At 33.5% G+C, this 25,094-nt stretch carries 19 protein-coding genes; 6 read left to right on the forward strand and 13 right to left on the reverse strand.

All coding sequences use genetic code 11. The features are described from left to right. Window positions 1-461: 461 nt before the first annotated feature. Entirely contained in the window at window positions 462-1,754 is a 1,293-nt protein-coding gene (locus tag AC3QL1_RS03610; RefSeq protein WP_492495179.1) for an aminopeptidase P family protein, read from the forward strand. 61 nt (window positions 1,755-1,815) lie between these two features. On the opposite strand, the gene AC3QL1_RS03615 is transcribed toward AC3QL1_RS03610, so the two are convergent. Both AC3QL1_RS03615 and AC3QL1_RS03620 read right to left on the reverse strand, forming a co-directional pair. Further along, window positions 1,816-2,334: a ferritin gene (locus AC3QL1_RS03615; RefSeq protein ID WP_492495181.1), complete on the reverse strand. Its 519-nt coding sequence runs from the start codon at window positions 2,332-2,334 to the stop codon at window positions 1,816-1,818. Between the two features lie 90 nt (window positions 2,335-2,424). Beyond that, window positions 2,425-2,781 (reverse strand): hypothetical protein, encoded by a 357-nt coding sequence (locus AC3QL1_RS03620; RefSeq protein WP_127339073.1) that lies wholly within the window; start codon window positions 2,779-2,781, stop codon window positions 2,425-2,427. Window positions 2,782-2,998: 217 nt separating this feature from the next. Between AC3QL1_RS03620 and AC3QL1_RS03625 the strand changes: the two genes are divergently transcribed. Beyond that, window positions 2,999-3,802 (forward strand): TIGR00266 family protein, encoded by an 804-nt coding sequence (locus AC3QL1_RS03625; RefSeq protein WP_308068085.1) that lies wholly within the window; start codon window positions 2,999-3,001, stop codon window positions 3,800-3,802. A gap of 163 nt (window positions 3,803-3,965) precedes the next feature. Beyond that, window positions 3,966-4,742 (forward strand): alpha/beta fold hydrolase, encoded by a 777-nt coding sequence (locus AC3QL1_RS03630; protein ID WP_492495183.1) that lies wholly within the window; start codon window positions 3,966-3,968, stop codon window positions 4,740-4,742. A 207-nt stretch (window positions 4,743-4,949) separates the two neighbouring features. Here AC3QL1_RS03630 and AC3QL1_RS03635 read toward each other — a convergent pair whose 3' ends face one another. Then, window positions 4,950-5,270, reverse strand: a complete 321-nt coding sequence (locus AC3QL1_RS03635; protein WP_264535382.1) for a roadblock/LC7 domain-containing protein — start codon at window positions 5,268-5,270, stop codon at window positions 4,950-4,952. Window positions 5,271-5,554: 284 nt separating this feature from the next. Here AC3QL1_RS03635 and AC3QL1_RS03640 point away from each other — a divergent pair, with 284 nt between their 5' ends. Continuing rightward, a complete protein-coding gene (locus tag AC3QL1_RS03640; protein WP_492495185.1) occupies window positions 5,555-5,698 on the forward strand; it encodes a hypothetical protein in 144 nt (47 codons plus the stop codon). Between the two features lie 412 nt (window positions 5,699-6,110). On the opposite strand, the gene AC3QL1_RS03645 is transcribed toward AC3QL1_RS03640, so the two are convergent. From AC3QL1_RS03645 to AC3QL1_RS03670, 6 genes are all read right to left on the reverse strand, one after another. Next, window positions 6,111-8,876, reverse strand: a complete 2,766-nt coding sequence (locus tag AC3QL1_RS03645) for a PD-(D/E)XK nuclease family protein (protein WP_492495187.1) — start codon at window positions 8,874-8,876, stop codon at window positions 6,111-6,113. Window positions 8,877-8,941: 65 nt separating this feature from the next. Beyond that, window positions 8,942-10,405: an OmpA family protein gene (locus tag AC3QL1_RS03650; RefSeq protein ID WP_492495189.1), complete on the reverse strand. Its 1,464-nt coding sequence runs from the start codon at window positions 10,403-10,405 to the stop codon at window positions 8,942-8,944. Between the two features lie 112 nt (window positions 10,406-10,517). Continuing rightward, entirely contained in the window at window positions 10,518-11,711 is a 1,194-nt protein-coding gene (kbl, locus tag AC3QL1_RS03655; RefSeq protein WP_492495191.1) for a glycine C-acetyltransferase, read from the reverse strand. A gap of 71 nt (window positions 11,712-11,782) precedes the next feature. Next, the gene (locus tag AC3QL1_RS03660) at window positions 11,783-14,941 is read right to left on the reverse strand and encodes a UvrD-helicase domain-containing protein (protein WP_492495193.1); all 3,159 of its coding nucleotides are present in this window, start codon (window positions 14,939-14,941) and stop codon (window positions 11,783-11,785) included. Between the two features lie 154 nt (window positions 14,942-15,095). Continuing rightward, window positions 15,096-15,692 carry a lipoprotein signal peptidase gene (locus tag AC3QL1_RS03665; protein ID WP_492495195.1) on the reverse strand — a complete coding sequence of 199 codons (597 nt, stop codon included), beginning with the start codon at window positions 15,690-15,692 and terminating at the stop codon, window positions 15,096-15,098. Between the two features lie 120 nt (window positions 15,693-15,812). After that, window positions 15,813-16,028, reverse strand: a complete 216-nt coding sequence (locus AC3QL1_RS03670) for a hypothetical protein (protein ID WP_492495197.1) — start codon at window positions 16,026-16,028, stop codon at window positions 15,813-15,815. A gap of 176 nt (window positions 16,029-16,204) precedes the next feature. Here AC3QL1_RS03670 and AC3QL1_RS03675 point away from each other — a divergent pair, with 176 nt between their 5' ends. Further along, on the forward strand, window positions 16,205-16,561 hold the full coding sequence (locus AC3QL1_RS03675; RefSeq protein WP_492495199.1) for a roadblock/LC7 domain-containing protein: 357 nt from the start codon (window positions 16,205-16,207) through the stop codon (window positions 16,559-16,561). 33 nt (window positions 16,562-16,594) lie between these two features. Then, window positions 16,595-16,975, forward strand: coding sequence for a hypothetical protein (locus AC3QL1_RS03680; RefSeq protein WP_115847857.1), 381 nt, complete (start codon window positions 16,595-16,597; stop codon window positions 16,973-16,975). Window positions 16,976-17,155: 180 nt separating this feature from the next. On the opposite strand, the gene AC3QL1_RS03685 is transcribed toward AC3QL1_RS03680, so the two are convergent. The 4 genes from AC3QL1_RS03685 to AC3QL1_RS03700 all read right to left on the reverse strand — a co-directional run bounded on the left by AC3QL1_RS03685 (window position 17,156) and on the right by AC3QL1_RS03700 (window position 25,015). Beyond that, window positions 17,156-17,536: a TraR/DksA family transcriptional regulator gene (locus AC3QL1_RS03685; RefSeq protein ID WP_026983623.1), complete on the reverse strand. Its 381-nt coding sequence runs from the start codon at window positions 17,534-17,536 to the stop codon at window positions 17,156-17,158. Window positions 17,537-17,546: 10 nt separating this feature from the next. Beyond that, the gene (gene ileS / locus AC3QL1_RS03690; protein WP_492495202.1) at window positions 17,547-20,948 is read right to left on the reverse strand and encodes an isoleucine--tRNA ligase; all 3,402 of its coding nucleotides are present in this window, start codon (window positions 20,946-20,948) and stop codon (window positions 17,547-17,549) included. Between the two features lie 201 nt (window positions 20,949-21,149). Continuing rightward, window positions 21,150-23,069: a hypothetical protein gene (locus AC3QL1_RS03695; RefSeq protein WP_492495204.1), complete on the reverse strand. Its 1,920-nt coding sequence runs from the start codon at window positions 23,067-23,069 to the stop codon at window positions 21,150-21,152. 53 nt (window positions 23,070-23,122) lie between these two features. After that, on the reverse strand, window positions 23,123-25,015 hold the full coding sequence (locus tag AC3QL1_RS03700) for an outer membrane protein assembly factor BamB family protein (RefSeq protein ID WP_492495206.1): 1,893 nt from the start codon (window positions 25,013-25,015) through the stop codon (window positions 23,123-23,125). Window positions 25,016-25,094 lie beyond the last annotated feature (79 nt).

Consider the following 25,094-nt stretch of genomic DNA (forward strand, 5'->3'; position numbering starts at 1 on the left):
ACTAAAAAAACAACTAATGTTATATCCGCATGAGATTGCTTCGTTCCTCGCAAGGACATTGTAACTTTATTTTCTTATGGAACTGAGATTCGCGTGAGGGATAGAGGCGGTATCCTTTTGTGAAGTGAAACGGAACAAAAGATATAGCCGAAAGCCCGACCCGGAGGGGTACGCCCTTAGTAAGATTCTGAGATGCTAAGATTTTTTCATATTATTGAAATGAGAAAACTTTGCATTTATCAATCTTTGTCGAGTTACTTGCGGAGATTCTTCGTTCCTCAGAATGACAAGATTGTGAAGACAAATATTGCATTAATAAAATCTGCGAAAATCTGTTTCAATCCGTATAAATCTGCGTGCAAAAAATCTCAAACAAATAAGAAAACTTTAATAAATCAATTATACGTCACTTCTGTAAAAAAATGTAATTTTGAAATTCGAAGTTCAAAAATGAAATTATTATGAAATATCATCAAATAAACAGCGCTCTTTTTGTAAAAAATCGCAGAAAATTTACGGCAGAAATGAAACCTAATTCTGTTGCCGTTTTCAACTCAAATGACATTTATCCAATTAGTGCCGACAGTACTTTGCCGTTTGCTCAACACAGGGATATTTTTTATCTGAGTGGTGTAGATCAGGAAGAAAGTATTTTGCTTTTATTTCCGGATGCGCCTTTTGAGAATCAAAAAGAAATGCTTTTCCTGAAAGAAACCAGCGAACACATTGCAATTTGGGAAGGTGAAAAACTGACTAAAGAACGTGCTTATCAGGTTTCAGGAATCAGAACGGTTTATTGGCTGCAGGATTTTCATAAAATTTTGAACGAAATGATGACATATGCAGATACGATGTATATTAACACAAACGAACATTACCGCGCGACTGTTGAAACTGAAACCCGCGAGGCTCGTTTTGTAAAATGGTGGAAAGAACGTTATCCGGCACATAATGTGGCGAAAAGTAATCCAATATTACAACGCATTCGTTCTGTAAAAGAAAGCGAAGAAATCGATTTGATTCAGCATGCTTGTGATATTACCGAAAAAGGTTTCCGCAGATTATTGTCGTTTGTAAAACCAAATGTTACTGAATATGAAATCGAAGCTGAATTAGCACACGAATTCATCAGAAACCGTTCTAAAGGTTTTGCTTATACGCCAATTATTGCTTCGGGAAATAATGCGAATGTTTTGCATTATATCGAAAACAATCAGCAATGTAAAGCCGGAGATTTAATTTTATTGGATGTTGCAGCAGAATATGCCAATTATTCAAGCGATATGACGAGAACGATTCCGGTTTCAGGACGTTTTTCTGAGCGTCAAAAAGCGGTTTATAAAGCGGTTTTGAATGTAAAAAATGAAGCTACAACAATGTTAACTCCGGGAACGCTTTGGAAACAATATCATGTTGAAGTGGGTAAAATCATGACTTCAGAATTGCTTGGTTTAGGCTTAATCGACAAAGCTGATGTTCAGAACGAAAATCCGGATTGGCCAGCTTATAAAAAATATTTCATGCACGGAACTTCTCACCACATGGGACTTGACACGCACGATTACGGTTTGCTTCACGAACCAATGAAAGCCAATATGGTTTTTACGGTTGAACCAGGGATATACATTCCGGCAGAAGGTTTCGGAATTCGTCTGGAAGACAATGTTGTAGTTCAGGAAAAAGGTGCTCCTTTTAACTTAATGCGCAATATTCCGGTTGAAGTGGATGAGATTGAAAGCCTGATGAATGAGTAAATAAATAAAAAGCCCTTAATAATTGAATATTAAGGGCTTTTTTTATTTTATAAATTGGTTATTATCCAATCTTTGATATTTGTAAATCTAATTCAAATTTGCCTGTAGCTTCGTTTTCGTTAATCAACTCAAAAAGCTCTAAAGCTCTTCTTGCATTTTTCTCTTCTTCTCTTTGCTCAGCAACATACCACATCATAAAATCTTCTGTAGCATAATCATTTTCTGCCCTGCATTTTGCGATTACCCTGTTAATGGCCTGAGTAACGGCGATTTCATTTTGCAAAGCAATTTCAAATACTTCTCTGAAAGAAGCAAATTCCTGCTGCACTTCAGGAACAGATGGCGTAATTGCAATCCCTCCCATATCTGTAATATATCTGAAAACTTTAAGAAAATGTTCTCTTTCTTCCTCGGCTTGCTTATACAAATACGATGCTGTATTGTCAAAACCGTTTCTATCAAGCCATGCAGCCATAGCTAAATATTTATTGGAAGCGTCACTTTCTATTTTTGCCTGTAAATTCAATATATCTTCTATTCCTTCAACTAATGAAGTACTTGTTCTTAGTAAATCTTTCATAACCTTATAATTTTTATACATGTAAAGTTACAAAAATTAAAGCGAACAGGTTTAGACACTTGCAAATTTGGATTTAATCTAAGTAAAGCCTTAAATTAACTCAACTTTAAGAATATTGCAAAGCATAGAATGCAGGTTGAGAGTAAATTTAGTTCCGTTTAACAATTCCCTAAGCTGAACTATTTCGCAGATTGTGAGATTTCTTGAGAAGTTTCTTTTTGTAGTTTCAATCAATTGTGCATCCGACTTATCAGACAAGTCATAAAGCATGTTGAGAATGTCAACGTTATTTACCTTTCTTTGAAAAATCAAAAAATCATGAATTTTATAACTTGATACTGTATCTACAAAATTGATAATTATACTATTAGTCAAATCACATTGATAACTGTATCCTTTTTCGGTTTCAAACAATATTTTGGTGGTCAAATCGCTAACTAATGCCATTTTGATAAAATTAATAACGCTGCAAAAATATAGAATTTAAACTAATTAAACACGTAATTAAGACTAATTTAAAATAACAAAAGCATTTTATATTTTTAAAAAAAAACTTTATCACCATTTTTCTCATTAAAAAACAGCCTTTTAAGAAAATATAGAAAACCCTGTAACGTTCTAAAACATCGTTCGACTTATTTTAAAACTAAATAATGTAGAAATCATGCAGGCACACGAAATAGATTATCAGATTTTTGGAGAAGAAATGCAATATGTGGAAATAGAACTGGATCCACAGGAAATTGTAATTGCCGAAGCCGGCAGTTTTATGATGATGGAAAATAATATCCAGATGGAAACTATATTTGGAGATGGTTCACAACAACAAGGATCGGGTTTGTTTGGCAAACTTTTGAATGCCGGAAAAAGAGTTCTTACCGGCGAAAGCTTGTTTATGACAGCATTTTTAAACCAGGGAAATACAAAAAGCAAAGTTTCATTTGCATCTCCTTATCCGGGAAAAATTCTTCCTATTGATTTAACGCAATTTCAGGGCAAGTTTATCTGCCAAAAAAGTTCTTTTTTATGCGCTGCAAAAGGAGTTTCGGTAGGAATAGAATTCTCTCAGAAACTTGGCCGCGGCTTATTTGGCGGTGAAGGTTTTATTATGCAAAAAATTGAAGGAGACGGAATGGCATTTGTACATTCCGGAGGAACAATGGCTAAAAAAGAATTAGCGCACGGTGAAGTTCTAAAAGTAGATACAGGCTGCATCATTGGTTTTACCAAAGACGTAGATTACGATATTGAATTTATTGGCGGAATCAAGAATTCCATTTTTGGTGGTGAAGGTTTATTCTACGCTACTTTAAAAGGTCCCGGAACGGTTTACATACAATCATTGCCTTTCTCCAGATTAGCCGACCGCATTATTGCTTCGGCACCAAGATCTGGCGGAAACAGCCGTGACGAAGGAAGCCTGCTTGGCGGATTAGGAAATCTTCTGGATGGCGATAATCGGTTTTAATTTATAGAATGGTTTTCAGAAATGGAAACCATTTTCTATTTCACAACTTCCCGATTCTAATAAATGATAGCATTAATAGAATAAATGTTAACTCAAAAGCACATATATTTCTTATAAAGTTTGTGCTTTCTTATATTTGTGTTTTATCATTTAAACTATTATTTTGAAAACTATTCTATATAAAAACACCAAAATATCTTTTACAGATTCGGGCAAAGGAACAGCAATTGTACTCCTTCACGGCTTTCTGGAAAACAAAAAAATGTGGGCGGAATATGTTGATCTCTTCTCAGCAAAACATCGCGTTATTACAATTGATTTATTAGGCCACGGTGAATCAGACTGTTTGGGTTATGTTCATTCGATGGAAGAAAATGCAAATGCTGTTCACGAAGTTTTAGAGCATTTACAAATCGAAAAAGCCATTATTGTTGGGCATTCTATGGGAGGTTATGTTGGTGTGGCTTTCGCCGAATTATTTCCCAAGAATATCCTGAAATTAGTTTTGCTAAATTCGACTTCAAAAGAAGATACCGCCGAAAAGAAACTCAACAGAACCCGCGCCATAAAAGCTGTAAAACAAAATTATGTAGGTTTTGTTAGTCTTGCAATTGCCAATTTGTTTAGCGAAAACAACAGAACGCGTCTTGCCACAGAAATCGAAAAAGTAAAAGAAGAAGCACTAAAAACTCCGCTACAAGGCATTATCGCTTCGCTGGAAGGAATGAAAATCAGAAAAGACAGGGAAGAACTTTTGCAAAAAAACCTATTTCCGGTTTTATTGATTTTAGGAAAAAAAGATCCGGTTTTAAACTACGAAGAAAGTATTGCCCAAATCGAAGACACAACCGCAGAACTTGTTTCTTTTAATGACGGACATATGAGTGCGATTGAAAACAAGGGAGAATTGAAAATCGTATTATCAGAGTTTTTTCAATAACCGAAATAACATAAATCAAAAAAGGCTGTTCAAAGAATTTTGAAACAGCCTTTTTCTCATTGTTGGGGGCAAAACTATAGTTTGAGATGATGTCTTTTTAAATTTAGAACAACGTTGCTCTTGTCAAACCTAAATTGGTTTTATTGGAGTCAACTGCCAAATAAATAATGTATTTACCATCTTCATAAACATCTAATGTGTATTTTATTAATTGTTGAAAACGGTATCCATTTTGCGTAACAAAAGTCCCATTTTACTTATATCTTTAGAAAGCAGTGCAACACAATTGTCGTCCTGATCTTTATTTGCAACCACGATTCCATCATTGTTCTTGATCATGATTTGTTTAAGATCTCCGTTATTTAGATCTTCAGACATCTCTAAACTCATCTTCAATATCATTCCAATCATTGCTGCTACATTCCCGTCATATTCTAAATTCACAGATTTAAGCAAAATTCCGTCTATGTTAAAAACCAATCCGGATTCAGCGCCAGTCTCTTCTACTAATGTATTTATGTCAATCATGTATTTTATATTGTTTATCAATAATCAAAGATATTTTAAGAAAACACAACTGCCCGATAAACACTTGTTAAAAAATAACATTCGCACAATCATCTCACTTACTTTTACTTATCCTCTATTTTTTGGCAATTTTTAGAATAAAATATGCAAAAATATTTAACAGAAAAAGAGGATTCATTCAAAAATAAAACATTTTCTTCTGTTTAATTCAATTTTAAAATTAACCGAATGCGCCCAAGCGTGATTAGGAGAAGTTTTCATAAATTTGCAAAAATTTTATCAAGATGAAAACTGTAGAAGAATTAAGATTTGACCTGAATGTAAAGCTAATGAAGTTCAGAAGATTTCGCTTTGAAAACGGAAGCATAAACAATATTCCAACAGAAGAACCTATAAAAAAAGGGTTCTTTAAAAAAATATTCAGTTAAAAACTACTTACAAAAAAGCTAAAATTTTTAGACACAAATTTCTAAAAGTTTTAGCTTTTTTCTTTTAATAGGAGAAATTTACGTTTTGATTAAACCTAAATCCGGTAAAAATAAGGATTACATTTTAACAAATTTATCAACTCTAATTTCTTTATTTTTTCATCGCTTTTTCTCTTTTCAATTTATTTCTCGAAGTATATCTTTTTAAAATAAAATCTAAAAAGAAGTCTACTTCAAAAATTATCTTTATCAAAAAATACCGAATCATTATTTTATTTGAGAATAATAAAATTCTTACTATCCAATTTTATATTTGTTTCCCTAATAAATAATAAACAAGCCGATAATTTTAAAAATTGTTTATTCTTTTATTTTTGGCTGTTAACAAAATCGTCTCATTTTGATGAAAATGTTAAACAATTTTTTCTTCGAAAGGAATATTAACATCAAGAATCTCTTTTAAAAGCACCGCAATTTCTTCCAAATAATTATTCAGGATTTCAGAAGTAACTGTAATAGTAAGCTCTTTATCTTCTTTGAAACCAAAAGGCAGAAACCCGGATTTTAGATTTTTGAATGAAATAATTCCAACTTCTATAGGAACACCTTTCGCTTCTTTCTCAAACATGAATGCATACGCCAGAACCTGAATAATTTTATCGTTTTTAAGCTCCTGCGTCAATCCATTCCAGGATTTCAGTATAACATTAGTCTTTTCAACTTTTCCGGTCTTATAATCAATAATTCTTATTTGTCCGTTGCGCAACTCAATTCTGTCGACATTTCCCTTAATTAAAACAGGAAAAGGCAAAGCTGGATGAATAAATTCGCGTCCAAAAGTTTGTTCCAAAGCAATAATCTGAACTGCATCGCCATTTTGAATTAAATCCAATTCTATTTTTAGAAAGTTAGAAACATTGCGTTTTGCCACTTCAAAAGCTAAAAGATTACGTCCTTTTTTGATTTCACCTTCTTTATAAACTAATTTAAATTGTTTTAAAACCTCGTCATCCAACAATTTAAAGCAGTTTGTAATATCTGTTTCCGAAATAAACTTACCAATAAATGGCTCGTATAATGCCTTTAAAGTTTCGTGAATAATTGTTCCAAGAGTATTCAACGCAATATTTTCCTCCACTTCTTCCACTTCGCGAATGCGCAGGATTTTCTGGAAATAAAAATCAATCGGATTCCGAATATAACTTGTCAGTGCCGAAGGAGAAAATCCATTCAGTGCAATCTCTTTTAAACGCTCCATAACTGCCTCAGATTTTGGAATAACCATTGGCTGATATGCTGTTGTGGGCAAAGCTGGATTATAAATATCAAAAGTAAGATTGTGGTTTCGCTGTTTTTCGACTTCTAATTGCGTGATAAAACGACTGCGTTCACCAGCATCTAAACCATCATTTTCTGTATTATAGATAAGATAGATGTTTTTTGCCCTTTGCAATAAATGATAAAAGTGATAGGTATAAATTGCATCTTTTTCCTTAAATGTAGGCAAACCCAATTCTTTCTTTACATCATAAGGAATAAAGGAATTCTGAGATTTTCCGGCAGGAAATTTCCCTTCATTCATAGAAGTAACAATCACGGTATCAAAATCTAAAACACGACTTTCTAAAACTCCCATAATCTGTAATCCGCGAAGAGGTTCGCCTTCAAAAGAAACTTCTGCAACATCTATAACCTGTTTATAAATTGCATACAACGTATCGATATTATCAATGTGTTTATGTTTAGAATAATAATTGATCAGTTTATTAATTACCTTAAAGATTGCATAAACAAATGCTTTGGCGATTTTTTCTTCTTCATTATCATTGTTGAAATTTTCTTTTATCAAAAGTAAAAGTGCCGATATATTCTCTAAAACTGCAATTGCACCACTTTCCCATTTCTGAAATAATAACTGAAATAAATTTGAGGAATTATATCCAAGCTCGATGAGTCTGTTGTGCGTAATAAAAGTATAATTGTTCTCCTTAATGATTTTTACCAAATTATTTGTTTTGGCGTAAGGCTCAATTAAGGGATGTGTTAAAACATCGAGCACATCTTTATAATAAAACACATAACTCTCGCCTTTTCTTGAAAGCGCGTTTGTATGCATCTTAAACAATTTTGCAATCAATATTTGCGAAGGATTATTTTTACCGGAATATCCCATTGTTATATTCAATGCTCCTACAGAAGATGGCAGAGAATATAAAACCGGCATTAATAAATTTTCTTCACCCAGAACAATGGCGACTTTATCAAGAGACGTCGTTGGATTTTCATTTATTATTCTATCAATAATATTACCCGCTAATTTTGCTTGGCCAATTGTTTTTGGAGTTCCTATTACCTGAATATTTTTAGATTGAGAAAAGTCATCAACAATCCACTCAAAAGGATTTGATTTATAATGTTTCCAGTTCTCTTTAAAACGTCTGACAAATAAACCGGCATCATGATAGGGATCATTTAAAAAAGTCTGATCTGCATCCCAATAGATTTTAGCCTGATCAAGAGCTAAAAGATGCTGCACAATTTTTTCTTCGGCTGCATTTAAAGCATTAAACCCTGCAAAAACAAAAACCTGATTTGAAATTGTATTCGAAAAATGATTTAAATTATTAACGGCTTCACGATAAATTAAACCCTGATAACCAATTGCCTTATTTAGCAAATGATCATATAATGAAGTATAATAAAGTGGCAGGAGTTTCCAGAAATCAATATAATTTTCCAGAAGTTTTGTCTTGTTTTCAACCTCGATACCCCACTTTTTAATATCTTCAATATCTTTCAAATAAGATAAAACATGGGATGGCTCTAATAAATAACGATCAATTTCATTAAAATCCTGCAACAGCGTTTTGGCCCAATTTGCAAACAATTCAAATGATTGTTGATTTTGTTTTTCGGTAACCGAAAGATAGACTTCATAAAACTCAAAAAGAAGCTCAATAGAATCAACAGATCTAATAGAAGCAACATCCTGAACGAACTCTTCAATACTAATAATTTCAGGAGAAAGAATAGTGTGTTTAATTTCTTTTTTCAGAGCTTCTATTAAAAAAACTTTGGCTCTTTTATTTGGTAAAATAATAGTTGTTTCAGCAAGTTTAGCTGAATAATCCTGAATTATAACATTGGCTATTTTTTCGAGAAAAGAAGAATTTATCATTTTATAAAAATAAAAAAAGCCATTCAATTAAGAATGGCTTTTCTGTATTATTTTACTAAGGTAAATTATAGTTTACCTTGGTATTTAGAACCAATATGTTTGATTTCAGTTCTTCTGTTTTGTGCTTTACCTGCAGCAGTTTTGTTACTTGCAACTGGTTGAGAAGATCCAAATCCTTTAGACTCTAAGTTTTCTGGATTAACACCTCTTTCGATTAATGCATTTTTAACAGCGTCCGCTCTATCTTGAGATAGTTTTTCGTTCACTTTTGCAGAACCTGTACTATCTGTGTGTCCTTCAATAGAGAATTTCGCGTTTGGATAGTTTTTAAGGATTTCTTTAATAGCATCTAATCTAGCTGGAGTTTCTTTGTCTCCTGTTTTGAAAGTAGCTTTTCCTGAGTTGAAGTAGATTGCTCTAGCTTGAACTTTAAGATCTTCTAAAGCCTCAGAAGTTACTTCTGGGCATCCTCTGTTTGAAGCAGGACCAGCAACTGTAGGACAGTCATCATCTTTGTCTAAAACACCATCTTTGTCAGCGTCTAAGAAAGGACAACCACCATTTTCTTTAGGACCAGCAACTGTAGGACATTTGTCATCTTTATCAGCGATTCCGTCTCCGTCAGCATCTGGACAACCTCTTAAAGCAGCTAAACCAGCAACATCTGGACAAGCATCATCTTTATCAGCAATTCCGTCTCCGTCAGTATCAGGACATCCGTTTAATGCAGCTAAACCAAATACATCTGGACAAGCATCACTAGCGTCAACAATTCCGTCTCCGTCAGTATCAGGACATCCGTTGAATTGTTTTAAACCAGCAACATCTGGACAAGCATCGTCTTTGTCATAGATTCCGTCTCCGTCAGTATCTTTACCTCCGAATTTGAAGATTAAACCTGCAGTGTGTTGGAAGTGAGATGGAGCATCTGGAGTTCCCGAAGCATCTACTCTATCTCCACTAACTGACCATTTGTATCTAGTAGCAAGTTCAAGACCAATAGCATCTGTAAACCAAAAAGTTAAACCAGCACCTGGATTAACTGTGCCATAGCTGCTATCTCCAAAGAAAGTATAACCTCCACCAACAGATAACGAAGGATCAATCACTTTGGATTTGATTAACTCCTGGAAGCTATATTTAATAGTAGCATCAATTCCGTAGTACATTAAATCTCCAGGATTAACTACTACATTACCTCTACCATCTGCATCAGGACTAGTACGATCAAGGATAACGAATTTATCAATTTTGTTTACAGATCCTTGCAAACCAACTGAGAAACCACTACCTACATATCTAGACACACCAATGTAAGATAGAGAAGGAAGAATATTCCAGTTGTCTTTTACAGCGAATGGCTGTGAGAAGTGCTGATCAAAGAAACCATGACCAGAACCTGAGCTTGTTCTAGTATCCACAGCATTAACTCCGAAAGAGATTGCCCATGGATTGTTACTATCTTGTGCGTGAGAACTTAAACCCATCGTCATCAATACAGCAACTAAAAGTTTGTTAAGATGTTTCATACTTAATTTTTTTAATTACAATTTAGTTAATTACAGACAAAAGTAACACCAAAATTTTTAAATACAAAATGAAATGTTAAAAAAAACCTACAAAAATTTCCCTATATGGAAATTATATAACTTTTAACATTTTACCGACAACTTTAAAAGCATCTATCGCTCTGTCTAGGTGCTCTTTGGTATGAGCAGCCGATAATTGCACCCTAATTCTTGCTTTTTCCTTAGGAACTACAGGAAAGAAGAAACCAATTACATAAATACCCTGCTTCAACAATTCATTTGCCATTGTCTGCGATAATTTGGCATCGTATAGCATAACTGGTACGATAGCCGAATCTCCGTCAATAATATCAAAACCGGCTTCTTTCATTCCAGCTTTAAAATAATTTGTATTCCATTCTAACTTATCTCTTAACGAAGTATCTTTTTCTAATAGTTCAAAAACCTTGATTGATGCCCCAACAATTGCCGGCGCAAGAGAGTTTGAAAACAAGTAAGGACGTGAACGCTGGCGCAATAATTCGATAATTTCTTTTTTGGCTGTTGTATAGCCTCCCATTGCACCGCCTAATGCTTTACCAAGTGTTCCCGTGATAATATCAACTCTTCCCATCACACCTTTTGCCTCAAGTGTACCTTTTCCTGTCGCCCCAATAAATCCTGCAGCATGGCATTCATCTACCATTACCATGGCATCGTACTTATCAGCCAGATCACAGATTTTATCTAAAGGCGCAACAACCCCATCCATAGAGAAAACTCCATCTGTAACGATTAATTTAAAACGCGCTCCGGCTTCATTTGCCTTTATTAATTGCTGTTCTAAATCTTCCATATTGCTATTTTCATAACGATAACGCGCTGCTTTGCACAAACGGACACCATCTATAATAGAAGCATGATTTAAACTATCTGAAATTATCGCATCATTTTCTCCTAACAATGGTTCAAAAACACCTCCGTTGGCATCAAATGCGGCAGCATACAGAATAGTATCTTCTGTGCCATAAAATTCTGCAATCTTCTTTTCTAATGTTTTGTGAATATCTTGTGTTCCGCATATAAAACGAACAGATGACATTCCGAAACCGTGTGTGTCCATGGCATCTTTTGCAGCCTGAACAACTTCCGGATGTGATGAAAGCCCTAAATAGTTGTTAGCACAAAAATTTAAAACTTTTTCTCCTGTCGAAATAGTGATTTCAGCATCTTGTGCTGAAGTTATAATTCTTTCTTTTTTGAAAATCCCGTTTTCTTCAATGGTCTGCAGCTCACTTTGCAGATAATCTTTAATTTTACCGTACATTTTTATATATTTAATATGTTAAATATTAACAAGTTACACTAGTTAAACCTCTTAACATCTGATTAATTTTATCACAAATTTACCACATCGATTTCGGTTCCAATATACACCAATGCCCTTTTTAACACTTTGTATCCTAAATCTTCAATCGCGTGCTGATATTCTTGAATTTGCTGTGTATATTTTGAATTAATTGCACCGGTTTTATAATCCAGCAAATACGCTTCTTTGTTTTGAGTTAAAACAATTCGGTCGGGTTTTAAAATCTTACCTTCTTTTTGCACGATTGTCTGCTCGTTCAGAATATTATTTTTTCCGTCAAAACAAATATTTAATTCCGGATGATTGACTATTTCCAAAAGCGTCTGCAAAACTTTTTCGGACTGATCAAAAGTAATTAAACCATTTTCTAATGCCTTTGTAACTGCCAGATCAACATCTGATTTATCTTTTATAAAAGCCAAAATCTCATGAACAATATTTCCGTAAGAGATGGCTTCCTGCTGATGCGTTCCCCACATTAAGGATTCTCGCTGAGCAATTTTGATATTTTTCGGATTCAGAACTTCCGAAACAACAGGAATTGTCTTCACCAGATTTAATATTTCACCAGGAATAGAAAGTCTTTTTTTATTTCCAAATTCATATTCTAATTTCTCCGGATCATAAACTCCTTTATGTATGAGATATTTAATAAAAAAAGAAGCCATATTACTCGGAAATTCTCCATCTTTTCTTTCCATCAAAGATTGAGAAATAACATATAGCTGTTCCTCGGCACGTGTTAATGCGACATACAAAACATTAATATTATCCAGTAATTCTTCTTGTTTTTTCAAATTAAAAACTGCCGATGCACTTTCGCCAAAACCTTCCACAGCGCTGCTATTATCTATCAAAGCTTTTGGAACGCCTAAATCAGCCTCTTCGGCATCGAGCCATAATTTATCTTTTGGTTTTCTGCTGTAATCTTCTTCCGCAAAAGGCATAATTACGACAGGAAATTCCAAACCTTTTGATTTATGAATAGTCATAATTCGAACTGCGTTATTTCCTTCAGGAGACGGAATGCTGAATTTGTGCGCATTTTTATCCCAATAACTCAAAAAATCTGCAATTCCAGCCTGATTACGAATATCCCGTTCTAAAACAATGTCCAGAAAATACTGAACATAAGCATTTCCTTCTGAAGGAAGTACAAATTTAGAAATGATAATCTCTACAGCTTCATACAATGATTTTTTTCGAATATCTTCAAAAGAAAGGGAAACATCAAAAGACAAAAGCCATTTTTCGAAATCATTTTCAAATTTCTGAGCCATTCCCTGCGCGATAAAATCATGAATGGGCATTTCGATTTCTTTCGTATTTCCTAAAAAATGAAGGAAATTCGCTTTTGCTTCCAAATCGATACTGTTGTTGAGATATTTCAGCAAATGCACTATCAAACGAACTTCTGTTGCATTTTGAATCATCAAAGTTTCTGAGGACAAAAGCGGAATATTCTGCTCTGTCAAATAATTTGCAATGGCAATTCCCTGGTCTCTTTTTCGGGTTAAGATGACAATATCGCGATATTCAAAACCTTCACGAACAACATTCTGAATCGTATTTAAAGTCGCCAAAACATACAAATCTGATTTTTCGACTACCTCTTCTTCATCTGCAAAATCATTTTTTTCAATTATCGGAAGGAAAGAAATATTTACATAACCGCCTTTTTTAGAATTTGAATTCTGAAAACTATGATTTTCATATAAATCCTTATAATCAGCATTTGAAAATTCAGCAGAAATCAATTTAAAAAAAGCATTATTAAAATCAATTACTTCGCTATAACTCCGATAATTCGTATCTAAATGTTTGATTAATTTATCTGGATTATTAAATGGATTGATGTCTTTACTTAATTCAATAAATTGCTCTGCTTTTCCTCCGCGCCAGCGATAAATTGATTGTTTAGGATCGCCAACAATCATTAACGTCCCCTTATTTCCTAAATCATCCTGACCGGAAAGTGCATTATCAATTAACGGAATCAAATTTTGCCATTGCATTTCAGAAGTATCCTGAAATTCATCTATAAAAAAATGGCGGTATCTTTCCCCCAGGCGTTCATAAATAAAAGGCGCGGGCTGATTTTGAATTTCACGGTGAATTATGGCATTGAATTCTGAAATCGACAAAATATTTTGTTCTGATTGTATTTTAGCCAATTCATTACTAACGGTATTTAGCAGTGAAAGCGGTGTAATATTTTTTAAGAACGCTTTGTAAAAATCTCTTTTTTCGAAATTTTTATAAACTTTACTTAAATTTTGAAGCAACTCCGGAATTATATTTTCAATTAAAACCCTGTCTTTGGCTGTTTTATTAATCGCTATATCTTCAAATTCATGAAAGGTTTTATTTCTGGGATTGAATTTTCCATCACGAATACTTTCCAGATGATTTGGAAAAGTACCTCTTGAAAATGATTTTAAATCAATTCCGTTTTTTTCAATCAGCAAAAGAAGCTGTAAAGCATATTCAGCATTTTCTTTTTCTAAATCGGCACACAAAAGCGTCATTTTCTTTTTTATGACAACAAATTCCTCTATTGTAGTATCATGAAAATGCGAAATTTCATTTCGATTATTTTCATTCAGGACCAATCTTCCTGTTTCAAGAATTTCGCGCGAAACATCCCAACTTTTATCATCATCGGTTTTTTCCATCGTAAAATCAATGAGCAGCTTTGTCAGAGTTTCATCCTGACCCGCTTGCGCAATAATGGCATCAACGGCTTCTACCAATAAATTTTCGGTATCTAAAGTAACCTCAAAAGTCATTGGCAAATTTAGATCGTGTGCAAAAGCACGAATCACTTTATGGGTGAATTTATCTATGGTCGAAATATCAAAAGCGGCATAATTATGAATAAGATGCTTTATGATATTTTGAGATTTGGTTTTAATTTTAATTATTGAAAGTCCTGTTTCGCGAGACAAATCTTCCATTAAATCAAGGGCTTTCGCCGAAGGTTCGTCTTTGGTAAATTCAGACAAACTTCCCACAATACGGCTTTTCATTTCATGAACTGCCTTGTTGGTAAAAGTTATGGCGAGAATATTACGATATGCATCGTTTTTGGGTGACGAAAGAATGATTTTAAGATATTCTCTGACCAAAGTATAGGTCTTTCCTGAACCTGCAGATGCATCATATATAGAAAAAGACGGACTTTGCATGAGTTTGACTTTAGTATCTGTAAAAATAGCACATTAAATATTAAAAAGAAATTCCAATAATAAAAATTCCAAATCCCAATATCTGCATGCCATTAGCGCTTCAAATATTGGAATTTGGAATTTTAAATGATTGAGATTTTATATAATTTGGAATTTAATTTTTTGGAAATGCTCTTTTATTAAAAATAAGCAAAATACCAACACCGGTAGAAATCGCCATATCGGCAACGTTAAAAATGGCATTAAAAAACATAAAGTGTTTTCCACCAAAAAAAGGTATCCAGGTTGGCAGATTTCCTTCCCAAATAGGGAAATAAAACATATCTACTACCAAACCGTGAAACCATGTTCCGTACGGATGTGGCGAAAAAAGTGTTGCAAGATTGTGTGTACTGTCATCAAAAATTACTCCGTAGAAAACAGAATCTAAAATGTTTCCGGCCGCTCCGGCAAAAATTAATGCAATTGCCACGATCAAATAATTCGAATGACGTTTTTTGATTGCATCAGCTAACCAGTATCCAATTCCGAATACTGCGAAAATCCTGAAAACGGTTAAAATTAATTTTCCGTATTCACCTGGAATTTTTGTTCCCCAAGCCATTCCTTCATTTTCGATGAAATGTATTTTAAACCAGTTAAAAATTGTAACCTCTTCACCTAAAATAAAATTGGTTTTTACATAGATTTTTGAAATTTGATCGATAAGTAAAACTAAAAATATAAGGAAATACGCTTTTCGTAATGACATTTTATGAATTTTTGATGCGCAAAAGTAACAATTTAATCAAAAAAAACGCTCCCTATAGAACGTTAATTGTTTATGCAATAAATTATTCACTGCAGGCCTAAATGTTAAACAGAATAAAATCTATTTTTTAACAGGAGTTTTAGGGGCGGTTTTTGGACTATCGGCAAAAAATTCAGAAATCGATTTTAGCAAACCTTTCCCCTCTTTTCCGTCTTTTCCTTTCTTTGCAACATCTTTCTCAATTTGAGACTTTAATTTAAGCCTTGCTTTTTCAAATTCTTTCAATCTGCTTTCAACATCAGAGTTCACATCTTTGAATTTCAGTACTTTAGCCATAATGTAAGTTTTTTAAGTAAAAAAATAAATTATTTAACGGTTTGATATTACAATGATACATAATTTAATTTATATTTGTTAATAAAATTAACACTTGTTTAAAGTAAATATTCATGTTTACTTTAAATAAGCTGTTGATATCTATCATTTTTAACAACTCCCAAACAACTGAAAGAATGAATGAAATCACCTCTACCCTAAACACATTTTTGACTACTACAAAGTCTACCTCAGCCTTAATTTTAAACGGAAAAGGAAAACTAATCACTTCCCTGCATCTGGATTACGGTGACAGCGTTGCTGTTATGAGTGCCGCAATTTTATCAATGAGCGAAAAATTTCTGTCTGATTTAGAAAAAGGCTCACTGAAACAATTATTTTTAAAAACATCTGAAGGAGTCGTAATTGGAAACAAGATAAATAGTTCCAATTTTGTGATTGCTTTTTCAAAAGACGGAAGTAATCTGGGATTATTAATGCGAAATACAGATGAACTTTCGAGCGAACTCAGTAAAAATTCCCTATTAAAATAAACATACATCTATTAACAACAAACCCCACAAACTATGAGTAACGATTTTTTAAATGTGTTTTTAAACGAAATGAAAACCAACGTAAATGGCTTTATAGCCGTAGCTGTAACTGAAATTGAATCCGGATTAAGTTTTGGTAACTTAACAATTGATCCGTCTTTTGATCCTGAACTTGCAGCGGCTTATAACCTGGAAGTAGTAAAAGCAAAATTAAGCGCTGTAAAAGCCCTAAATTTAAATCAGGATATAGAAGATATTTTGATTACACTTTCGAATCAAATTCACATTATCGACATTTCTCCAAACAAGAAATTCATGATTTATCTTGCAGCAGATGCTTCAAAAGCGAATTTAGGAATGACAAGAGCTGTTTTAAGAAAACATAAATTAGATTTAGAGAAAAACCTTGCTTAAGCAATCAAGATAATTTAGAACTATCTTCTAAAAAGGATAGTTCTAAATTGTTTTTATATATTTTCACTTTCTGTTATTTCCAGCCTGATCCTTTCCTTTCAGAGCAGATTTTTCCTCAAAGGCAATTTTTCCTTTTTAATACAATAAAAAAACGCCCCTAAAAAGGAGCGTAATTATATGTTATCGTTGTAGATTTTTTGCTTCGATACTCATAGTTGCGTGAGGTACAATTTTCAGTCTTTCTTTACTGATTAATTTACCTGTTACTTTACAAATACCGTAAGTTTTATTTTCTACACGGAATAATGCGTTTTTAAGGTCACGGATGAATTTTTCCTGTCTGATAGCCAACTGTGAGTTTGCTTCTTTAGACATTGTTTCACTTCCTTCTTCAAAAGCTTTGAAAGTTGGCGAAGTGTCATCAGTTCCGTTATTTAAATCGTTCATGTAAGCACTTTTTATTAAATCCAGATCGGCTTGTGCTTTTTGTATTTTATTTTGAATAATTTCTTTGAACTCTGCTAAATCTGCATCAGAGTATCTTGTAATTTCATCTATCATGGTATTTCTTTTATTTTGAAATTAATATCACTGTTTTAATATCATCGAATTCAATTTCTGTGCCGTTTTCTAAAGCGTCTACAAAAACTAAATCGTCTGTTAATGTCTCAGACTTAATATAGTCTTCATTTTTAAGAATCGCCTCTTCTAAAAGACCGCTTCTTTGTATTTGAACCTTAATCTTATCGGTAACTTCAAATCCTGAATCTTTACGGATATTCTGAATTCTGTTTACCAATTCCCTCGCGATTCCTTCATTTTTCAATTCTTCAGAAATTGTAATATCTAGCGCAACTGTAATTCCGTTTGAATTTGCAACCAGCCATCCTTCAATATCCTGAGATGTTATTTCGACATCTTCTAATGATAAAGTTACGTTATTTCCAGCAATAACAATATCTAGCGTCCCTTGCTTGTCTAATTCATTGATCTGATCTGCAGAAAAACCTTGTATCTCCTTAGAAATCAATCCCATATCTTTTCCAAAACGTGGTCCTAATGCTTTAAAATTAGGTTTAATCTGTTTTACCAGAATTCCTGAATCATCATCCAAAAGCAAGATTTCTTTTACATTTACCTCAGCCTTTACTAAGTCAGAAATAGCTAAAATTTCAACTCTCTGATTCTCGTCAAGTACCGGAATCATTACCTTTTGCAACGGTTGGCGCACTTTAATCATTTCCTTTTTACGAAGCGAAAGAACCAAAGATGAGATCGTTTGCGCCTTCTGCATTTTGCTTTCTAACGTTTTATTAACAAAGTTTTCGACAAATTTTGGAAACTCAGCCAAGTGAACACTGCTATATTGCTCAGATTGCGTTGAACTTGTTAAATCGCGGTACAATTTATCCATGAAAAAAGGAGCGATTGGAGCGCTTAACTTACTGATCGTTAACAGACAAGTATAAAGTGTTTGATAAGCTGCAATTTTATCGTGTGCATATTCTCCTTTCCAGAAACGACGACGACATAAACGAACGTACCAGTTACTCAAATTTTCCTGAACGAAGTCAGAAATTGCTCTTGCTGCTTTTGTTGGCTCATAATCTTCATAACATTCATCAACAAATTTTATTAATGTATGCAATTCAGAAATAATCCACTGATCGATTTCCGGTCTTTCGTTTAACGGAATTTCCGCTTCAGCGTATTTAAAACCATCAATATTGGCATATAACGAAAAGAATGAATAAGTGTTGTATAATGTTCCGAAGAATTTACGACGAACCTCAGCTATTCCTTCAATATCAAATTTTAAATTATCCCACGGATTTGCGTTTGAAATCATGTACCAGCGTGTGGCATCAGGACCGTATTCCTTTATTGTTTCAAAAGGATCTGTCGCATTTCCTAAACGTTTCGACATTTTTTGTCCGTTTTTATCCAAAACCAAACCATTCGAAACTACATTTTTATACGCTACTTTATCAAAAACCAAAGTTCCGATTGCGTGTAAGGTATAAAACCATCCACGAGTCTGATCGACACCTTCTGCAATGAAATTTGCAGGGAAATCTTTATTCTCGTCAATTTTGTCTTTGTTTTCAAAAGGATAATGCCATTGTGCATACGGCATTGCACCAGAATCAAACCAAACATCAATTAGATCACTTTCGCGTTTCATTGGTTTTCCTGAAGCCGAAACTAAAGTAATTTGATCTACTACATTTTTATGCAAATCGATCAAATCATAATTTGACTCAGACATGTTTCCGATTTCAAAACCTTTAAACGGATTTTCTGTTTGAAAACCTGCTTCGATAGATTTTTCGATCGCGTTGTATAATTCTTCAACAGAACCAATAAGAACTTCTTCTTTTTTATCTTCAGTTCTCCAAATTGGCAACGGAATTCCCCAATATCTAGAACGAGATAAATTCCAGTCGTTGGCATTTTTCAACCAATTTCCAAAACGTCCTTCACCAGTAGATTTAGGTTTCCAGTTGATAGTTTCGTTCAGGTCGAACATTCTATCTTTTACATCGGTTACTTTAATGAACCATGAATCTAGTGGATAATATAATAACGGCTCATCTGTTCTCCAACTGTGTGGATAACTATGTACGTATTTTTCAACCTTAAAGGCTTTATTTTCTTCTTTTAATCGAATAGCAATTTCAACATCAACAGAACGCTCCGGCGCTTGTCCAGCATCATAATATTCGTTTTTCACATATTTACCGGCAAGATCTCCTAAATGTGAAGTGAATTTTCCTTGTAAATCTACTAAAGGAACTGCAGTTCCGTTTTCGTCTAAAACCAACATTGGCGGGATTTCCGGCGTTGCTTCTTTTGCTACTTTAGCATCATCAGCACCAAAAGTTGGAGCGGTATGAACGATTCCTGTTCCGTCTTCAGTTGTAACGAAATCTCCGGAAATTACTCTAAATGCATTTTCAGCATTTTGATATGGCAATACGTAAGGCAATAATTGTTCGTAGTGAATTTCTACTAAATCAATTCCTTTTGCTTCCGCTAAAATTTTATAAGGAAGTTTTTTATCCCCTTCTTTTACATTATCGAAATCAGAATCGTCTTCACTTGCAAAATATCCTTTCCCAAATTGTTTTCCAACTAAATTCTTAGCCAAAACAACATTTACAGGCTCAAAAGTATATTGATTGAATGTTTTTACTAAAACGTAATCGATTTTAGGTCCAACTGTCAAAGCGGTATTTGAAGGTAATGTCCAGGGCGTTGTCGTCCAGGCCAGGATGTGAATATCTCCAAATCCTTGTAAAAAGCTTGGAAGTGTTTCCGGCAACGTTTTAAATTGTGCTACAATCGTAGTATCTGTAACATCTCTGTAAGCTCCCGGCTGATTTACTTCGTGAGAAGATAATCCTGTTCCTGCTTTTGGAGAATACGGCTGAATCGTGTATCCTTTGTACAACAAACCTTTATTGTAGATTTGTTTCAAAAGCCACCAAACAGATTCCATATATTTTGGTTTATAAGTCACATACGGATCTTCCATATCTACCCAATACCCCATTTTTTCGGTCAAATCATTCCATACGTCCGTATAACGCATTACGGTTTTTTTACACGCTTCGTTATATTCTTCGATAGAAATTGTTTTACCAATATCTTCTTTAGTGATTCCCAATTCTTTTTCGGTACCCAATTCTACAGGTAATCCGTGTGTATCCCAACCTGCTTTTCTTTTTACCTGAAAACCTTTTTGAGTTTTATATCTGCAAAAAATATCCTTAATCGCACGTGCCATCACGTGGTGAATTCCCGGTAATCCGTTTGCTGAAGGCGGACCTTCAAAAAACACGTAAGGCTCAGCACCTTCGCGGGTTGTTACACTTTTTTCAAATATATTTTCTTTCTTCCAAAAATCAAGAACTTCTGACGCTACTGTTGGCAAGTCAAGTCCTTTGTATTCAGTAAATTTTGTACTCATTTTATCCTTTTCTTAAACGAGGTGCGAAAGTAAGAAATTTTGAATTATTGACCACCAATTTCTCGAAATTTCACAAACTTTTGTTGAGATAATAGATACAAAAACAAAAAAATTGATTAGTTTCCGGTATTATTCTCAAAATGCTGAGCAAATAAACCAAAAACTAATCAATTCTGATTATCCTTAATAGGATGGTAACAATTATTTAAATCCGCCGAAATAAACTTCTTTCATAAAGATTCGATTTCCAAAAACAGGATTTATTTCAATTTTTTCCCTTTGTTCCTGAAAAATGGTTTCACCGTTAAAATCTTCAATTTCATAATTTACTTTATATGGAATTTTCCCTGAATTTAATGCTGCAACCGGACGATAATCTCCAAAAAGTTTTCTTTCGAAGAAACTCTTATTTCCGTTATCAAATTCTGTTTTTTCTGTAGAAACGATATTGAAATTTTCTTTATCTATAAAAACGTGATAATCTGTTTTAGGAATTGTTCTGTTTCCGGTACTTAACGTTTTTTCAAAATAATTAAGGTGATAACACATTCTTCCTTCATACATTTCATCTGGCAGGACTTCAAAATTATTCCATAAATCCAGTCTTAAATCTGTAAGGAAATTTATTAAATCAACATTTTTAGACAAATTGCCAAAATCATAAGCGGTTAATTTCGTCCATTTTGCATTTAAGCCGCTTTCGCGATCGTCGTGGCTCCAGGCTTCGGCGCCGTTTACAATCTCATAATAACTCTCCGGCATTTTTTTTCTAAGAAGATAATTAGAGTTCGTTGCCCATTTTTCTTCCGTTTGAGGCACATTATTTCCTTCAATTTTAAGCTTCGAAAACAAATGCGCTTTTTCGACTTTTTTTAATGCATCGCTTCCGCCTAAATTCGCCACTACTTTAGCCAGTAAATTAGCATTTAGCTGATAAGGAATCGAATCCAGCATATTGAATCTTTGCATTCTTGCTTTCTCAACGTTTGCTTCCCGGGTTGCTTTCTCAACTTCCCATTCGGCATCCTGTTGCGCTATTTTTTCAAAAAAGGCTAATCTTCGTTCTTCTTTTTCTTCGGCAATCTGAACGCCTAATTTTTTAAGATCGGCAAAACGGGTCGTATGGCTTCTTATTTTTTTATCGGCAAAATAGCCATTATTTACTTTTTTAATAATCGAAGATCCTCTCGAATCCTGTTTGTCATTCTCAACTAACAGATTAGCATACAATAATGCTTTTTCTTTATTCTCCAGTAAAAAATAAGTTTCAGCCAAATTGTTAGTTACAATAAACCGGATATTTTCGTTTGCAGGCGAAGGCGGATATTTAACCAGTAAACTTTCCAGATATTGTAAATGTGGCGTTAATAGCTTTTCATCTAAACCTTTTTCAAGCGTAACTTTTTCCATTTGAGCTGTAATTTCATTCTCAAACGCCAGCATCTGATTGTATTCTGAATGTCCTTTTGAAGTTACAAATTCAAACTTAATTTTAGATTCATCTACGTAATAAGCCAATTTATAATTTAGATAATTCTGAATTCGGTCGACAGAACTAAAAATGATATGATCCATTCCTAATTCTTCTGCAGAATAATCACCATCTTTTTCGGCTAGTGCACTTCTTTTATTACTTAACTCAACAGCAAGTTTCACCTTGCCTTTTTCGTACGTACCTCCCACTATGTGAGATTCAGTACTATTAAAATCCTGGGTAAATAAAATTTTATCTCCACACTTGGCATCAACTTTTATTCTTACATCATAGTTAGAATAAACCTGAAATTGCCAGCTGTTTTTTTTCTTATCAAACGTACTATCTACTTTTGTTGCATTAAACTTGGGCAATGCAACGGTTAAGTAAATTTTTAGTTTTCCGTTTGCAGGATCTTTTATAAAACCATCAATGTGAAAATATTTTTTCTTCAAAATAATTTCTTCTTGAACTAACTCTTTGTCCATTTGATAAAAAGTAGTTTGAGTTAATGCATTATCAAGAACAGGAAATTCTGAATATTTAATTACAGGTATATAAAATTTCTTCTTTTTTGAGCTTATTTTTTCTTGTGCCTGAATTGAACCAATTACAAGCAAAGCAATTAAGAGTAATGTTTTTTTCATAGGCAAAAAAAAAGCCATCAGAAGTAAATCCTGATGGCTTTCTGTTTTTATTATTATTTCTTATTGAAGATTTGAATAGACTTGTCAGACACATAAAAAATGTTTTGTGTCGCAGGATCAATTTCATAAAGCGGTTTGTTGTTGTTGAAAATAATTTTATCAACTTCAGCTCCGTCAGCTTTACTTACTTTAACAAGGATTTTTTCTCCAGTATCTGCTTTTGCAAAAATATAAGAGTAATCTCTGTTTTGTTTCATTGCATTAAAACGAGAGTTAAATTTAGCCGCTACCAATCCTAAAGCTGCAGAACCTGCTGCCATATTATTAGCTTGTTTCATTTTAGATTTATCTTCTTCTTTAAGAACAGTAGATCTCATGTTTCCGTTAGAATCACGGTAAGTCATTGTCAACTCAGAAGCTTGTACAGCACTTACTGCAGAACCAACTCCTAAACCAATACTTCCTGCAATTGCAGCACTTTTAAGTAAACGTCTTGTACCTTCACCCGGTTGTGTGTATACGTGGTGGTATTTTACAGTTCCATCCATATTAACACCCATTACCTCAACTGGTCCAGAAAGAACAACTCCCCAAGGGAATAATTCGATACTGTTTAATTCTTTTTCTTTTTTGATGTTTACTTTAGCAAACGGCTCTGGCTTATCGCTGATGCTTGGATCAAATTTGTATAATTTCTCATCATTGTAAACTAAATACGAATTTGTTGCTTCGTCGTAAGTTGGCAATACCGGACGGTTTTTATCAAAGTTGATGTTACGTTTCCAAAGTTTAACTCCGGTTTTGTAATCTACCATGTTTCCGTAAGTACCCGTTAAGTACATTACTTTTTCACCCACTTTTCCTAAATAATAAATTGGATCTTCTTTGTCATCAGAAATTTCGATGAATTTTTTCCAAAGTTTTTCTCCATCTTTGTTGATCAGCATCATTTCATTTTCTGCAACATATAAGAAATCCTGCTCGATAGGAATTACTCTTTTCAATCCATCTCCACGTGCATCTTTTTTCCAGATTTTTTCTCCTGTTTTTAAGTCGAAAAAGTTAAAACCACTGTTGTGAGCCACTAATAATTTTGTTCCCCAATCTTCTAAATAAACAACTTGTTTTGTTTTGATAGATTCTTTCCAGATACTTTTTCCATCCTCTGTACTTAAAACATTCAAATATTGTTTGTTTGAAAATAAACCTGCAGCATTAACTACAACAATATTTTTATCGTTTTGAGTTTCATAGAATTTTGTGTATTCTTCAGCAGCTTTCCAGTTTAATTTTCCAGTCTCTTTATCAAAAGAATATAAATTACCGTATAGTAAGTAATAAACTGTGTTACCGTTAATCTTAGCTTTATTTGTATTAGCAGATAATTTTAAAGAAAAACTAATCATTGCTTTTGCTTTATCAACAGTTGTAGTCCATTTAAGTTCTCCAGTTGTCATATCCAATAAAGCGATTGCCATATCTCCGTCTTTTTTCAAAGTAAGAAGATATTCATTTGTTTCAGGAATAAAATCTGATTGAAATACAAAGAAAGATTCCTTAGAAGAATTGTAAACAACTTTTCCTGTATCTGTATTGATAATTAAATACTTTGAGTTGATGTAAGCTTCAACATAAGGACTTCCGGAAACAGTTGTTAAGTCTCTTTTTTCCTTAAACATATTTCCAAATTCAGGATCTGTCAATATATCTTTAGTAGTAATTGTTCCAAAATCCTCTTTGGTTAATGTCCAAACGATTTTTTTTGTTTCAGGGTCCAAACCTTTTACGGTTCCGCCTTCTTTAAAAACAACAATTCCTGTTATTTCATTTTGAACAATATCCTGTACATTGTTCTCTGTGGTGATTATTTCGTCGTATTTCCTTTGCGCCGTAGTCGAAAAGGTAACTAAGAAAAGCAAAATAATCGAAAAAGTAATTTTCTTCATAGTTGTTAGTTATAAAATTAATAAATTAAGTATGGGCAATTTTGATCTCACTAATCGTTTGCGAATATATATAATTTAT

The organism is Flavobacterium sp. GW823-FHT04A11 (assembly GCF_058796535.1).